This window comes from Legionella cincinnatiensis, from assembly GCF_900452415.1.
Classification (GTDB): Bacteria; Pseudomonadota; Gammaproteobacteria; order Legionellales; family Legionellaceae; genus Legionella; species Legionella cincinnatiensis.
The window spans coordinates 1,884,149-1,898,617 of the sequence record NZ_UGNX01000001.1; the positions used below are offsets into that span (position 1 = coordinate 1,884,149).

Here is a 14,469-nt window from a genome sequence, read left to right on the forward strand (position 1 = left end):
AGTTTTGTTTCACAAAATTCAGACAGAACTGTAGCTTTTTTTGGTAAACTATCTCTATTAAGTATATCTTGTAAACAAAGTGGTACAAATTGCTTTTGAATACCCTAATTTATCTGTAAATTCGGCAACTATCTTTGGGATCAATCCAGGTCGCTAGTTTTTAAAGCAATATATACCGGCGCTTTTGTAAATCGTGCTTAGCTTTTTTAGTAATAAAAAATACCCTCTTTTTGAAATAGAGAGCACGTTGGCGTGGCGGAAGAAAATAATCTATCACTTTGGAGAAACAGCCTTTATAATACATGGATTAGTCAGTAAGAATTGTAATGCTAAATACTGTAAGCTCAGGAGGAGCGATACATTGAACACCAAGTATAATCATATATTAGGGCCTGGTAGAAAATGTGCTATTTTAGTGTCAGACATGCAAAGAGCTTATACGGAAGGTTTGTTTGAGACTGAATTTCGTCAGGACAAAGAAATTGAGACAATCCAAAAGCTGCTGCAGGTGGCCTGCCGAAATAACATCCCTGTTATTTATACTCTCATCGCATTTAACGACTATGAAATTCAATATCCCAACATCTGGTTGCAAAAAATTCCGGAACTGACAAGGCTAAAAATTGGTAGCTTTGAAACAGAATTAGATCCTAGGCTTTTATTTGAGAAACAAAATTCAATCATAATAACAAAAAAAAATACTTCATCATTTTTTGGAACACAACTTGCGAACCAATTAAGATGTCAAGAAATAGATACCGTCATTGTTACTGGATGCACGACAAGTGGATGCGTACGAGCTACAACTGTTGAGGGTTTAGAAAATGGTTTTAGGATGATGGTTGTAAAAGATGCAGTGGCAGATCGTTGGCCAGAGGCTCACAAACAATCTCTTTTCGAAATAAATGCTAAATATGGAGATGTAATTGATTCTTCTGAAGCAATGATGATAATGAAAAAGAAATGATTGGCGCTGTTTAAGGAGGTTTCTAACTAAGCTCTGATCTTGGAGAATGTAATCACATATCCAATGTTGGCAGCGAAAGGTGCTCCATATTAAAATTTTGTTAAAAAGATGGGTTCTGAACTATTGAAACTCATTTAAGTCTCAATGAGACTTAAATGAGTGATGTTTTAATGAGTCGCTCGATGCTCATCTTTAACCCACCTCATTAAAAAAGCACCAATAATTTGATACAGAGGTAGAATGGCTAAAGCAATATGATAGCTAAATAGTGAAAAGTCATGTGTGATACCTGAATTGCTAAAAACATCGAGTAATTTCCCTATAGCAGGCTCGGAAATTGCATCTAGAAATGCATCACTTGCATTAATCAATGAGGTGACTGTGCCAGCCAGATAGAGAGGATTTGATTCTTTTCCAATGACAAACACTATTGGAAAAGCACCCAAACTAAAACCGAAGAGAAAAAGCAAAGTGCTGAGTAACCAAAGAGGCATCGGATGTGCGTAGATAACTAAACTAATGGATAAAGCAGAAACAAGAGTGCTATAAAACATAAATGCACAGCGATTTTGAATGCGATGAGCAAATAGAGCAAATAAAGGACATGCAATTGCTAAACCTACAAATACTAGGGAAATTAGTGAGGGGGCAACTAATTTATCTAACTGATATGCTTTTTGTAGAAAAGGGTTTCCCCATAATCCACAGAAGATTACTACTGGAGAGAATGCTAAACCACTATAACCGGTTAATAGCCAATTTTGTTTGTTTTTTACAATTAATAAAATATCTTGCCATAAGTGTTGGTTTTTTGATGTTTGTTTGATTTCGGGCTCTATGGGGTTAATTACTCCAGGAGGTTGATCTTTAACAATCAATAAAAAAAGAAAAGCTAGAAAGACCCCTAACCAAGCAACATCAACCAAACTTGCTCTCCATCCTACTTGATTCACAAGCCATGCGAGGGGCATCTGGCCGCAAACAGCACCAATCATTCCCGATGCAACGAGCAAGGAAGTCAGTAAGGCATAATATTTTTTGGAAAACCATACAGCAGCTAATTTGAAATATGCAATGGATGCAAAAGAAACACCAACTCCAGTTAAAGCTCGTCCCCATATAGCAGTATTTAATTCTTGGGCTTGGGAAAAGACATAAATACCCAAAGCGCAGCAAAAAATTGCTCCTGTTGTAATCCATCGGGTACCGTACTGATCAAGAATGATCCCTACAAATAAAGGTACGATAAGATACGTCCAAAAATAAACTCCTGATAAAACACCAAGTCCTAATCCTTGTAAATGAAAGATTTCCATAAGTTGTTGGGGCATGACACTTGGAAAATTTTGGAGAATGTATTTATAAAATAAAAATCCAGAACATAAACTTACAATTAGAACAGCACGACAGGTAATTTTGTTAGGTACTTTATCTATATCAGGGTGGGGGGTTCCCATAGCGACTCTCCTCAGGGTAGTTAGCGTTTATTTCACATGATTATTTAGCCTTCCCTAGAGAGGCTAAATAATCAAAATACGCGACTCTAGGGCGAGGAGAGAAAGACCACGACCACCACGACAGCAGAAATGATAGAATAGACTGCATGCAACAACTTAGCTGTGCTATTTAAACATAATTGATGTTGCAGTCTGTGATTCATAATAAAACAGAGTGGGTAATAAATTATTGATTTCATTATAGTAACAATTTGCATTTGATTTTGTCAAATAATTATTAAAAAATTTCACAATAAACGGGATATCATCAAAAGTTATTTTGTAACATGTGTCTAAGTGGGGGAGTAACTTTAGACCCACCGTGAAAACGGAGGGCCTAATCTTTCATAAGTTTCTTGATAGCAATGGTTACTTGAGTTTAGAGGATAAAGTTGGCTCTAATTCTGGTTCTATAACATCAGGTATTAAATTTTGGGCTCTATGTAACCAATTAAGTCGAACTTCTGGTGACATAATTTTACCAGGATTTACTTCATCAATCAGTTTATACAGATCGTTTTGATGTTCTGGTGGAATAACACTTTCAAGTACGCGAGTCACATTATGGATATCTTCTTCCTTCGGTGCAGGAGCTTTTGTGGGTACTAAACGCTCCAAGTTACGCATCATAAAAGAATAACTGCATGGGAAAGGGGGATGCTTTGGTTTAGGGCAAAACTTTGGAGACAAGTTGTCTTTTTCCCTGTTTCTTTGTACTGGATTAGGTTTAGGTGACATGCTTAAAGGTGGGCTTCCGCAAGTTAACAATGCTCTTTGAGCTTTATTACTTGATAATGCTTGCAAGACCTGTACTTTGCTGGCTTTTACGTCTTGAATTTGTTCAATAAATTCCTTTCTAAGATTTTTATAATGTTGTTTGCGTTCTTGATGCTGTTCAATATCATGTTGCATACACTCATGATGCTGAACAGGGACTACTCGAACTTCATGTTTTAATTTATCGTAGTTAAGTTGGGCTTGTAACCAATCTTCTTCACTTAAATTATCTGGGTCCATTTCCTCTGTACAGATAGCATAACAATTCCCTCGTTTTTGAAAACGTGGTTTATGACTTGGATCAACAACAAAATGAGCTTGGCTAAAGTCATTGACTTCTTCTAATTCAGCATTAAGAAGTATTTTTTCCTTTCTTAATACTTGCAAAACATGGAGGAACCCTTGTTCTTGTAATTTCAAACCTTCTAATTCATGTAACAAATAATCTGAAGGTTGATTTTCATGTACATGCTGGCATTCATTTAATTGTTCACGAATGTGTTCAAGGAGCTGCTCGAATACATGTTCAGCACATTGCGGTGGCTTTTTTAATTGTGCCTGATGGAATGCAAGCTGATGTTCCAACATTTTTATTTTTCGATGGGTAGCAGGATGTTCCGGTTGTGCGTTAGGATTGTTCTCATTATGTTGTTGTTTTAACGCGGTCAATTGTGTCGCTAATGATTCTATTTGTTGATTAGTATGAGCAATATAATCCATGGGTTGATCATGGAGTATAGGCAATTGAAGGTACATATTTAATTGATCTATATGATCATTAAGATGAGCATGCTTCTCATTCATGAGCACGGCTTCATCTTCAAGCATCATCAATTGGCTGTCTATTTCAGCTAATTTTTGTTCGAGCTCACCAAGCTTTTTATCTAAAGCATTAAGAGTCTCTGAATATGCTTTGATATTTGCATCAAGTATATCAACTAAGCTTGGTTGTCCAGACTTAGTTTGTTCGCTTTGTTTTGTTTCTTTTAATTTTTGCTCAATTTGTTGTTGCGTAATTTCAGAGGCCTGTTTTGCAAGAGCTTTATCTTTAGCTATTAACCCCATAAGCAGAAAAATTAAATGTCGTTGCATGGCAAGTAGTTCTTCTCGATATTGTTCTGCTTTGCGTTGATTTAATTCTTCAATTTTTATTAATTCTTGGCTAATCAATGCAAGTGTCGTTTTTCCTTCAGGTGACTTTAGGAACTCAACAATTTGTAGGGGGTTTTGGAATCCAAAACGGTTCAAAAATTGAGTAGAAAAGTAAGCATCTGTTTTTTTGCTGTATGTGTGGTTTTTTTCTAAAGTTGCAAATAAGTGTTCGAAGTTGTTTGGGGTTAAATTAAGCGTAGTTACAGATGAGAATTGTCTAGGCACAGGAAAAACTCCATATTAATGTCTGTTCAAATTATAACCTTTTTTCATTTTGAAGTAAAGTATAATTTCTTGAAAGCAAATTGAAAATAACTAGTCTTTTATGAATTAAAATCTCAATTAGGCACTGATAATCTGAGTTAAGTTGCAAATTACCAGAGATTCAAAGAGTAATTACTGCTGCTCCTGTAAATCGTCCATATCGAAGATCATCAAGGGCTTCATTTACTTTAGTTAATGGGTAGATGTGAATTTCTGTTTTAACAGGTATTTGTGGTGCTAATTGTAAAAATTCTTTGCCATCCTTTCTCGTGAGATTGGCTACAGAACAAAGCGTACGTTCCCCCCAAAGAATTTGGTAGGGGAAACTAGGGATATCGCTCATATGTATACCCGCACAAACAACCGTCCCACCTTTTAGTGTATTGCGTAATGCATGAGGTACGAGCTCTCCCACTGGGGCAAAAATAATCGCTGCATCGAGTGGATGTGGTGGGTTTTGTTTTGAATCTCCAGCCCAGGTGGCTCCTAATTGATAAGCAAAACTCTGTGCTTTATTATCTCCAGGAGTTGTAAAAGCATAGACTTTACGGCCTTGTTTATTGGCTACTTGAATAAGAATATGTGCTGCCGCACCAAAGCCATATAGTCCTAAATGCTTCGCATCAGCTGTTTTTAATAAAGCACGATAGCCAATTAATCCGGCACAGAAAAGCGGCGCGGCTTGATAATCAGAATATCCCTCGGGTATAGGAAAACAAAATCGATGGTTAGCCACACAATATTGAGCAAATCCACCATCAATTTGATATCCAGTAAAACGAGCATGATCACACAGATTTTCACGTCCTGACATACAAAATGAGCACGTTTCGCAACTACCGCCTAACCATGGGACACCTATTCGCTCTCCCACATTAAAAGAGCTTACTGAAGATCCTAATTGTTCAATTGTACCTACAATTTGATGACCTGGAATTAGAGGAAGTTTGGGGGCGGTTAATTCTCCATCAACGACATGCAAATCAGTGCGACAAATGCCACAGGCGTGAACTTTAATGAGTAACTCATTAGATTTTGGTTCTGGTTTTTTGATTTTTTTTAGAACGAGTGGTTGTCCTTTATGCTCCATAATCATTGCGTACATGATTATATCCTTTTCCTCTTTTTATACATTAAATGTAGTTTAAAAATTGATTTTTAGCACTTGACAAAAAGACTTTGTAGATCAAACTTAATAGTTGTAATGGGCATGGATAATAAATTTAAGGGAGCTAAATGATGAATACATTACTTAAATGGAAGAAAGGACACTCTGTTCCTGTTGAACATTCCAATAATCCATTTTTAAGCCTCCAACATGAGGTCGATAGAGCATTTCGTGATTTTTATGATATGTTCTCGTTCAATAGGCCTACTGGTGAACAGTTTGAAAATCTTAATCTTCTCCCATCAATGGACGTGGTTGAAGATGAAGCGCATATCTCAGTGCAAATAGAAATGCCTGGCATGGATGAGAAAGACATTAAAGTATCTTTTGTGAATAATATTCTTACTATTAGTGGTGAAAAGTCTACTTCTAAAAAGAATGAAAATAAAAAATTTCTTTCCCGCGAAATTAGCTATGGAAAATATGAGCGATCCATTTCTTTACCATCAACCGTTGATGCAGAGAAAGCTAAAGCAACTTTTAAGAAAGGTATGTTGTGGATAGAATTACCTAAAAAACCAGAAGCTAAAGGTAAAGGACGTGATATTAAGGTAGAACAAGCTTAAAGATTACTTTGCTAATGCTTCTGTCAGGGGCATTAGCAATTGGACTTATTGGGAGTTTTGTGCTGAGATTGGAAAGGACAGGTAATACAATACTATAAGATAGGAGTCGAAGCATGAAACAACATTCCCCAGGATTTTTGGCCTTAGTTAAAGATTCTAAAAGTCGTATTCAAGAAATAACACCTCAAGCATTAAAAGAAAAAATTGAGCTTCAAGAACCTATGCTAATTATTGATGTGCGTGAATCTGATGAATGGGAAACAGGATATATTCCAACTGCAATTCATTTAAGTAAAGGGATTATTGAGCGTGACATTGAAAAGAAAGTTCCAGATTTGAATACAAAAATGGTTGTGTATTGCAGTGGTGGTTTTCGCTGTGCTTTAGTTGCGGATAGTTTACAGAAAATAGGATATACGCAGGTTTATTCTCTGGATACTGGCTTACAAGGTTGGCTTGATGCAGGTTATTCGTTGCAAAAATAGTCTGCATTTTGCGTCTCCAATATAATAAATAGGGTTAATATTTTTTAAGTTTTAGAATAAAGCGTAACGGTATAAACGTGATTCCAAAACCAATCATTATCCTGAGTGGTTGTAATCATAAAAGACTTTACTCTTTTTTCATTTAAGTTGACATTTTTTTGATACAGCAAAGAAAACTCCATGGTATTTTCAATAAGAGGGGAAAGAAGAAAATCCGATTTTGCCATGCTTGCAATCAAGCGATAATGCCTCACAGATCCATTTTTTAAATGTAAGATTATCTGTAATTGATTTGGTTTAAAGAAAATTGTTACTAGCTTTCCCCAAATAGTTGGTTGTATCTCTATTGTTGCAAAGACAGGTTTTTTCTGTTCTGGTAAAATAACAAGTTCTCCAAGAGTATGTTGTTCACTACTTAATAGCGACTCCTTTTCTTGAGCAATCGTTTTTCTTTTGTGTAAGAACAAAAAATTGTTATGTACCTTTGTGGGCTTATAATGGGTGAGCAATAGAGGCCAGCTTGCTCCATCCTCTAAAGAAGGTACTCTTCCATCAATCGGTTCAATTTTAAAAAAAATATTGTCTGGGCTTTGTCTTCCTTGTAAATGTTTTTTATTATCTTCGGCCAAACTAGGGGTAAAGACAGAATAGCTTTGAAAAATTGGGCGAGGGGACCAGCGATTTTGAGAGGAGATGAGGTAAGACTGATTATATGAATAAATATCCGTAGTACCTTGGAGCAAGGGGAAGTTTGCTTGTTCCCGTAAGAAATTCATAGTAAATGCAAAATTCTTTTCCAACCATTGGGAATCTTGGATTCTGCTTTTTAAACCATGCCATGTTGCTGAATAAGAAGATTTAAAATTATCAAAAATGGATATTTTTGTGTAGTGCCCATTAATATAATTCCAGCTACTTAATGAAAGAAATAGAATGAGATAAGTGCTACCCGAGTGAAATAGAAAAGGTAAAAAAAGTCCTGCTAATAACACGGAGGTTCCGGGTATGAATGCATGACCAACATGACGGGTAAAACCTGTTTTAAACGAAACAAACAAAAAAGCAAAAAAAACGCAAAGTAAAAATAACTTAGCTCCGGCTTGTACTCGTTTATGGCATAAAATAAGCAGGAAAATTGAGCTTGAAGTTATTAAATACAGTACAATATCACTAGTATTCCCAATAGTAGACATTGCTTCACTAAAGCCGGAAGCTATAGAAAGGCTGCTGACTAAGTAGTCCGGTAAATAAATTATAGATTGGCCTGCTGCAAGCCAAAATAGGGTAAGTGAGGCAATCAATGAAGCGAAACACATTAAACCAAATTTGACTTGTTTATTGACAAGAAAAAATATGGAGCACAAGCAGGTTACCGCGAGGCAAAGAATAAGCATGGAGCCTTTTATTAAAGCCAATAACCCAAAAGGAGTAAAAAAGAACGCTATTAAAAACATACAGGCGTTGTTTGAGTGGGATATTTCCTTGGTTTGGTACATCATTTTAAAACTGATTAATCCAACAAGTAGCGCATAGGAAAAAAATAATGAATCTCGAGCATATAGCATTCCAAAAAGAGGGACACAAAAAATGAGGGTCCAGTACCATCGGGTGTTCTTCATTAAAAACAGCAAGGCTACCCAATAGGAAATTGCTAAGTATAGACTTCCTACATCCATCATTATATGAGTAGTAGGATGGTAAGCCTTGGTATAGATGGACGAATAAGGGCCTAAGGTAAATATGATGTCTTTTCCAAAGGCTAATCCTTGCGCGACTGCTTGATTTAATCCTAATGCCCATGAAGAATCAATACCCGATGCGGGTAGCTTGGGAGAGAATGGGATAAAGACACTCACCGTAATAAGAAGTAAGATGAGCTTACAAAGAAGGGCAAATATTTGATTTAAATTTTCGAGCACCTTCTTTTGGGGAGTACGCAATGCAAGCATACAAAGCTCCAATTTTTTTCAGCATAGTGTAGCTTAATTCATGGTTTGCTGTAATAACATTTTGATCCTGTTGTTAGAAGAGGAAGGTTGCCCCTAAAGAAACAGTATTTGAGATATCTGGGACAGTACTTGCATCTTCAATTATTTTAAATGCACCATAATCATGCTCATTTTCATACTCTACAAAGATGCTTAAGCCAGGCATAAGACGATAATAAGGTCTTACGGTATATCTCATTTGATTCAAACCACTACCAATTTCAGCAGGAATCACGGTTTTAGTGGCTATAATACTGCGAACCCCCGTTTTTATTAAAAAATTATTTGTAATTTGTGTATCGCGGGCAAGTTCAATGTCAAATTTAACACTGCCCCCATAAAAATAAGTTCTTATGTCTGTTGCAATAAAAAATGGCATTAATCCTTCGATGCCAATGCCTGCTTGCCAATAGGGTTTTGCTGCGGGTTGATTGAAATAATTTGCTCCACCTTTAATGGCCCAAAATTGGCTGATTAAATGCCAATAAAAAATATCAATATCTGCATTTTCAATAACTCCTTTGTAAATTTCTGCATCATTTGTAAATAATTCCAATTTATTATAATCAGGTCCGTACATGCCTTTATAAGTAAGGCGTTGTGCATTATGAAAAGGATCAGCACCCACATCTAGATAAGTTGCCATCCAAAATCCAGCATTGTGAGCCATAGGATGTTTGACCAAAGAGGAGTTTATAGGCTTGATTGCTTCATCTACACGTACAATTGGTCTGTTACGATATTTAGTATTTTGGTCAATGTTTTCTGGTTTTAATTTCCCATTAGTAATCGCTATTAGAGTTGAATATTGGAAGACTCGGGACATACCAGACATCATGTGATACAACATATGGCAATGGAAGAACCATTGGCCACTAGCATCCGTATCTACATCTGCAGTGATTGTAGCTCCTGGTGGAATATCAAGCGTATGCATCAATGGATCAAAGGAGTTTTTTCCCGTACGTAAAATAAACCAATGACCATGGAGGTGCATAGGATGATGCATCATTGATGTATTGGTAAATACAAAACGATAACGTTTTCCTGGTTTTAATGGAATGGGCTTTGCTTTATATCCAGGTGTGCCATTGATAAACCAAATGTATTGTCCCATGTAGCCAAATAACTCTAAATTAATGATTCCTTCAACAGGTTTGTTGGGGTTATTAGTAGGGGCTGTGGCGAATATATCGCGATATTTAATATCTAATGAAGTCATAAAAGATGGTGTGGTTGGCGCTATTGTGTCATTAAATCGGGTTGGTTCAATTGGCATTTTCATGGAATGATCCATCCTCATGGAGTGATCCATTTTCATGGCCTGCTTTGGATTTTTTGAAGCCATTAAAGGGTGTTTTTTGGGGGTATTGCTCGGTAAGGATCCATGATACATCCCCCCCATCATGATGTTCATCATTTCTTGAGTAACAGGTATAGGTTCGGGAAAAGGTTTTACTTTAGAATCAATGAATTGCTTAGTATTGGTTTTTAGAGCTCCGAACACAGTCCCTACTGTATCTTTTGATGCTGCGTAAATAATATAAGGTTTATTTTTGTCTATTTTCACTAAGACGTCATAAGTTTCAGCAGGGGCGATTGTCAAATTTTTAACAGAATATGGTTTGACATCATTTCCTTGGATATGTACTACTTTCATAGTAGTACCCGGTATTTTGATGCGGAAGATAGTGCTACTCCCAGCATCAATGAAGCGTAAACGGACAATATCACCTACTTTAACAGGGGCTGTCCATGGATTGGCATTAGTATGGCCATTCAGTAAAAATGCATCATAAGCTACATCGCTGATATCATAAATGCTCATGCGCATTTGTTGCATCGTTTTATAATCTTCCATAAGCTGGAGGCGTTCTTTTTTAGTGTCTTTTTGATAATCGTGAATAAATTTTGCTAGTGAAGGTTGAAGTGGAAAACGAGGAGCATAATAATCCCCAGATTTTTTCAGGTTAGCTTGTACCTGATTAGGTTGAGTATTAATCCAATCTGATAAAACAATGACATAATCTTTAGTGTATGTGTACTTAGGGTGTTTTAGAGGATCTACAATAAAAGCACCATATAATCCTTGTTGTTCTTGCAAACCAGCATGCGCATGGTACCAATAAGTGCCAGATTGTTTTAAGGTAAATTGATACCGGAATGTACCCCCAGGAGGAATTTCAGTTTGTGATACACCTTCCACACCATCCATTTGCCAAGGAACTAATATTCCATGCCAATGTATTGCTGTACCTTGATCTAAATGGTTAGCGACATTAATGGTGACATGATCTCCTTCCTTAAAATGGAGTGTAGGTGCCGGAATTTGCTGGTTTACTGCAATTGCTTTTTTGGGTTTCTGCGCAAAATATACTGTTTTATAACCTACCTCCAAATTGATCACTCGATTCGCTGCAATTACCTCATCAATTGAAAAAGAAAATAAAAAAAAAGTGCTAAATAGAACAAAAGAGAACTTCTTAAAAAATATCCTATAAGTATTGATCCCCACCAATGATTCCTTGTGACAATTGATGCTCAATAGCATTATCATTTTTTAGCATATTCATTAGTAATTTTCTAGAAGATAAAAAGATTTACTCTTTCAAACGAAAACAAAAGAGATGCGAGTAGCCAAGAAAGTATAAGAGTAACCAATTCTTCTGTTTTTTAGGAAAATTAGCGCCACTAATTGAGGTGAAAGTAATTTAATTAACTACGGCTCTGTGAGCCGATGTGTATTTTCAGTTCACAGCAGCACTTTAAATTTATTAGAGATTAGCTTGTAATCGTGTGATTTCAGTAATTGCACTCCAATCTTTATGTTCCATATGATGGGCTAAAGCAATAATAAACTTATCTTTGATTATATTTGCAATTTCAGGAACAACTCCTACATTAGCAAAAGCTTGTTGAAATAAATTCAAGTCCTTAAATCCTCCTTTAATATCAAAATTTACGTCATCAAAATCTCGCTGGTTAATTTTATCAACATAAAGTTGGAAGGCTGGATGGGCAAATACAGTATGAAATAGGGTGTTCAAAATAGAAGGATTAATCTGGCTTTTTTCAGCAAAGGTATAGAGTTCGCCCATGGTTTCTATTGCAGTGACCAGGAAATAATTCATGCATATTTTGATAACATTGGCTTGAAAAGGTTGGGTGCCTACAGGAATGACTTTTATTGAGTATGATGCAAATATAGGTTTGCATTGCTCAATTACATCCTCTGAACCCGCCACAATTGTTGTGAGTTCACCTCGTGCAGCAGCTTTAGGAACCCCTAAGACATTAGCTGCAATGTAGGCGCTTCCGTGTTTTTGATGAAGATCAAACAATTTTTTTGAAGTTTCTGGCAATATAGTTGAGGTTCCAACATGTATGGCATGGGGTGATAGATAGTGAACAAAATTTTGAGTAGTCTCTAAAACAGCATGATCATCAAGAAGGCAGGTGATAATTATTTTAGCTTCTTTAACAGCATCTTCTAAAGTTTCTGCTCCTTTGGCACCCGCTTCAATTAAGGGGACCATTTTTTCTTTTGTACGATTAAATACAGTTAAATCAAAATTGGCTGCTAATAAGCGTTCAGCTAAAACGGAGCCCATTTTACCAAGTCCTATTAAAGTAACTTTCATAAATTGTTCCTTATTTATTCATTTTCCAGGAGGAATAATTTCATTGATTTATTCTCTTTAAAGAATACTATAAAGGATATTGCCCCATTATCAATTGTAAAGGTAAAAATAATGCTTGAATCATGGAAACACACATTGCACGATATTATTATTCCACCATTTTTATATGGTACTGCTTGGAAAGAAGAGAGGACTCAAGAGCTTACGTACCAAGCATTACAAAATGGATTTACTGGAATTGATACTGCAAATCAACGCAAGCATTATTTTGAAGAAGGTGTTGGCCTTGGAATTCAACAATTTTTAAAAATCAGTGGGAAAAAGCGTACAGATCTCTTTTTACAAACAAAATTTACCCCGGCATCAAGTCAAGATCACCGTAAGCCATATGATGAAATGAGTTCCTATAAAACTCAAGTGAACCAATCGGTTACAAGCTCATTAAAACATTTGCAGACTGATTATATTGACTCCTACATTCTTCATGGCCCATCTTATTATTCAGAGCTAGTTCAAGATGATTTAGAGATTTGGTGTGCTATGGAGGATTTATTCCGTGAAGGAACCGTCAGGTTATTAGGTATTTCGAATGTTAATTTGGCCCAACTTGAAGCGCTTTATAAGCATGCTGCTGTTAAACCGTCATTTGTACAAAATCGATGCTTTGCCAATACTCAATGGGATTTACCCATTCGTTTGTTTTGTAAAAAGCATGGGATAATTTATCAGGCATTTTCCTTGCTTACAGCAAATCAATCCTATTTGTTTACTGATAGATTGCAAAAGCTTACTCAACAATATCATAAAACAATAGCACAAATTATTTTTCGTTTTGCTCTGCAACTAGAAATATTGCCACTCACTGGTACAAGTTCTCAGTATCACATGCAAGAAGATTTGGATATAGATTCATTTGAGCTTTCTCCTGATTCGTTGAAAGCGATTGAAGAAATTAGCAAAGAAGAATAAATGATTTGTTAAAAATAAATATTTTATGCTTTACAGATTGAGTACAACATGACTCAACCTGTATTTGTAACATTACTTTTGCATATCAATATCTTGAGATCCGGTTGTGCTTATGCAATTGAACGAACAACCCCTCCATCGACGCGAACGGAAGCGCCATTAGTTGCAGAAGATAAAGGACTGCATAAGAAGGCCACCATATTGGCGATTTCTTCGGGTGATGTAAATCTTTTGAGTAATGAAGAGGGTCTGACTGTTTTGAAAAACTCTTCCTCAATTTCTCGAGGTGATTTATTTTGCTCTTTCCCAATACTTGTGACAAATTGGCTAACACCTTCACTACTCGTCGGACCGGGGAGTACCGAATTTACAGTCACATTAGTGCCTGCTGTTATTTCTGCCATTCCACGTGCAATGGCAAGCTGTGCTGTTTTACTCATGCCATAATGCACCATTTCCGCAGGAATCTGTAGGCCAGATTCACTTGAAATAAAAATAATCCTTCCCCAATTTTGTTGGAGCATGGAGGCAAGATAATGGCGGCTTAAACGTACCCCACTCATTACATTGACATCAAATATATGTAACCACTCTTCATCAGTAATATCAACAAAAGGTTTTGCGTTATAAATACCAACGTTATTAACCAGTATATCTACTGTAGGTATTTGCTGAATTAATGCATCTACTTCTTTTTTATGGCTTAGATCAGCAGGTGATGCAATTAATTTTGCATCAGGATGAGTTGTAAGAATTTTCTGAATTGCTTGTGTTACGCGCTCTTGCGAACGACCATTAATAACTACAGTAGCACCTTCATGAGCTAATGTTTGAGCAATGGCTAAGCCGATTCCAGCAGTAGATCCGGTTACCAATACAGTTTTATCTTTAAGTTTTAAGTCCATGTTGTTCGTCCTTAGAATCGAGTTAGAATAAAGATCTGGCTTGGGAAGTTACAATTAAAAAATAGATTAGCAAATATTTTATTATTTTTGT

Annotated in this window: 11 protein-coding genes; 4 read left to right on the forward strand and 7 right to left on the reverse strand. The window is 36.2% G+C overall.

Annotation, left to right across the window (positions count from 1 at the left end; translation table 11 throughout):
* Positions 1 to 361 precede the first annotated feature (361 nt).
* On the forward strand, positions 362 to 967 hold the full coding sequence (locus DYH34_RS08440) for an isochorismatase family protein (RefSeq protein WP_058463516.1): 606 nt from the start codon (positions 362 to 364) through the stop codon (positions 965 to 967).
* A 167-nt stretch (positions 968 to 1,134) separates the two neighbouring features.
* Here the strand turns inward: DYH34_RS08440 and DYH34_RS08445 are convergent, their stop codons facing one another.
* The 3 genes from DYH34_RS08445 to DYH34_RS08455 form a co-directional block, all read right to left on the reverse strand.
* Complete coding sequence (locus DYH34_RS08445; protein ID WP_058463515.1) at positions 1,135 to 2,424, reverse strand: MFS transporter; 1,290 nt, start codon at positions 2,422 to 2,424, stop codon at positions 1,135 to 1,137.
* A 408-nt stretch (positions 2,425 to 2,832) separates the two neighbouring features.
* The gene (locus DYH34_RS08450; RefSeq protein WP_058463514.1) at positions 2,833 to 4,617 is read right to left on the reverse strand and encodes a hypothetical protein; all 1,785 of its coding nucleotides are present in this window, start codon (positions 4,615 to 4,617) and stop codon (positions 2,833 to 2,835) included.
* Between the two features lie 160 nt (positions 4,618 to 4,777).
* On the reverse strand, positions 4,778 to 5,761 hold the full coding sequence (locus tag DYH34_RS08455; protein ID WP_058463513.1) for a zinc-dependent alcohol dehydrogenase family protein: 984 nt from the start codon (positions 5,759 to 5,761) through the stop codon (positions 4,778 to 4,780).
* Between the two features lie 134 nt (positions 5,762 to 5,895).
* Between DYH34_RS08455 and DYH34_RS08460 the strand changes: the two genes are divergently transcribed.
* Positions 5,896 to 6,390, forward strand: a complete 495-nt coding sequence (locus DYH34_RS08460; protein WP_058463763.1) for an Hsp20/alpha crystallin family protein — start codon at positions 5,896 to 5,898, stop codon at positions 6,388 to 6,390.
* Positions 6,391 to 6,503: 113 nt separating this feature from the next.
* Complete coding sequence (locus tag DYH34_RS08465; protein WP_058463512.1) at positions 6,504 to 6,875, forward strand: rhodanese-like domain-containing protein; 372 nt, start codon at positions 6,504 to 6,506, stop codon at positions 6,873 to 6,875.
* 44 nt (positions 6,876 to 6,919) lie between these two features.
* On the opposite strand, the gene DYH34_RS08470 is transcribed toward DYH34_RS08465, so the two are convergent.
* From DYH34_RS08470 to DYH34_RS08480, 3 genes are all read right to left on the reverse strand, one after another.
* Entirely contained in the window at positions 6,920 to 8,824 is a 1,905-nt protein-coding gene (locus DYH34_RS08470) for a hypothetical protein (protein WP_058463511.1), read from the reverse strand.
* Positions 8,825 to 8,897: 73 nt separating this feature from the next.
* Complete coding sequence (locus DYH34_RS08475; RefSeq protein WP_420795569.1) at positions 8,898 to 11,297, reverse strand: multicopper oxidase domain-containing protein; 2,400 nt, start codon at positions 11,295 to 11,297, stop codon at positions 8,898 to 8,900.
* Positions 11,298 to 11,637: 340 nt separating this feature from the next.
* Positions 11,638 to 12,504: an NAD(P)-dependent oxidoreductase gene (locus tag DYH34_RS08480; protein ID WP_058463509.1), complete on the reverse strand. Its 867-nt coding sequence runs from the start codon at positions 12,502 to 12,504 to the stop codon at positions 11,638 to 11,640.
* 111 nt (positions 12,505 to 12,615) lie between these two features.
* On the opposite strand from DYH34_RS08480, the gene DYH34_RS08485 reads away from it, so the two are divergent.
* Entirely contained in the window at positions 12,616 to 13,473 is an 858-nt protein-coding gene (locus DYH34_RS08485; protein ID WP_058463508.1) for an aldo/keto reductase family protein, read from the forward strand.
* Between the two features lie 110 nt (positions 13,474 to 13,583).
* On the opposite strand, the gene DYH34_RS08490 is transcribed toward DYH34_RS08485, so the two are convergent.
* The gene (locus tag DYH34_RS08490; protein WP_058463507.1) at positions 13,584 to 14,378 is read right to left on the reverse strand and encodes an SDR family NAD(P)-dependent oxidoreductase; all 795 of its coding nucleotides are present in this window, start codon (positions 14,376 to 14,378) and stop codon (positions 13,584 to 13,586) included.
* Positions 14,379 to 14,469: the final 91 nt, after the last annotated feature.

What these genes read in the sequence shown, in the direction of transcription:
- DYH34_RS08455 (WP_058463513.1), bottom strand. Translation starts at nt 5,761, where the DNA reads ATGTACGCAATGATTATGGAGCATAAAGGACAACCACTCGTTCTAAAA.
- DYH34_RS08465 (WP_058463512.1), top strand. Translation starts at nt 6,504, where the DNA reads ATGAAACAACATTCCCCAGGATTTTTGGCCTTAGTTAAAGATTCTAAA.
- DYH34_RS08460 (WP_058463763.1), top strand. Translation starts at nt 5,896, where the DNA reads ATGAATACATTACTTAAATGGAAGAAAGGACACTCTGTTCCTGTTGAA.
- DYH34_RS08480 (WP_058463509.1), bottom strand. Translation starts at nt 12,504, where the DNA reads ATGAAAGTTACTTTAATAGGACTTGGTAAAATGGGCTCCGTTTTAGCT.
- DYH34_RS08445 (WP_058463515.1), bottom strand. Translation starts at nt 2,424, where the DNA reads ATGGGAACCCCCCACCCTGATATAGATAAAGTACCTAACAAAATTACC.
- DYH34_RS08485 (WP_058463508.1), top strand. Translation starts at nt 12,616, where the DNA reads ATGCTTGAATCATGGAAACACACATTGCACGATATTATTATTCCACCA.
- DYH34_RS08470 (WP_058463511.1), bottom strand. Translation starts at nt 8,824, where the DNA reads ATGCTTGCATTGCGTACTCCCCAAAAGAAGGTGCTCGAAAATTTAAAT.
- DYH34_RS08490 (WP_058463507.1), bottom strand. Translation starts at nt 14,378, where the DNA reads ATGGACTTAAAACTTAAAGATAAAACTGTATTGGTAACCGGATCTACT.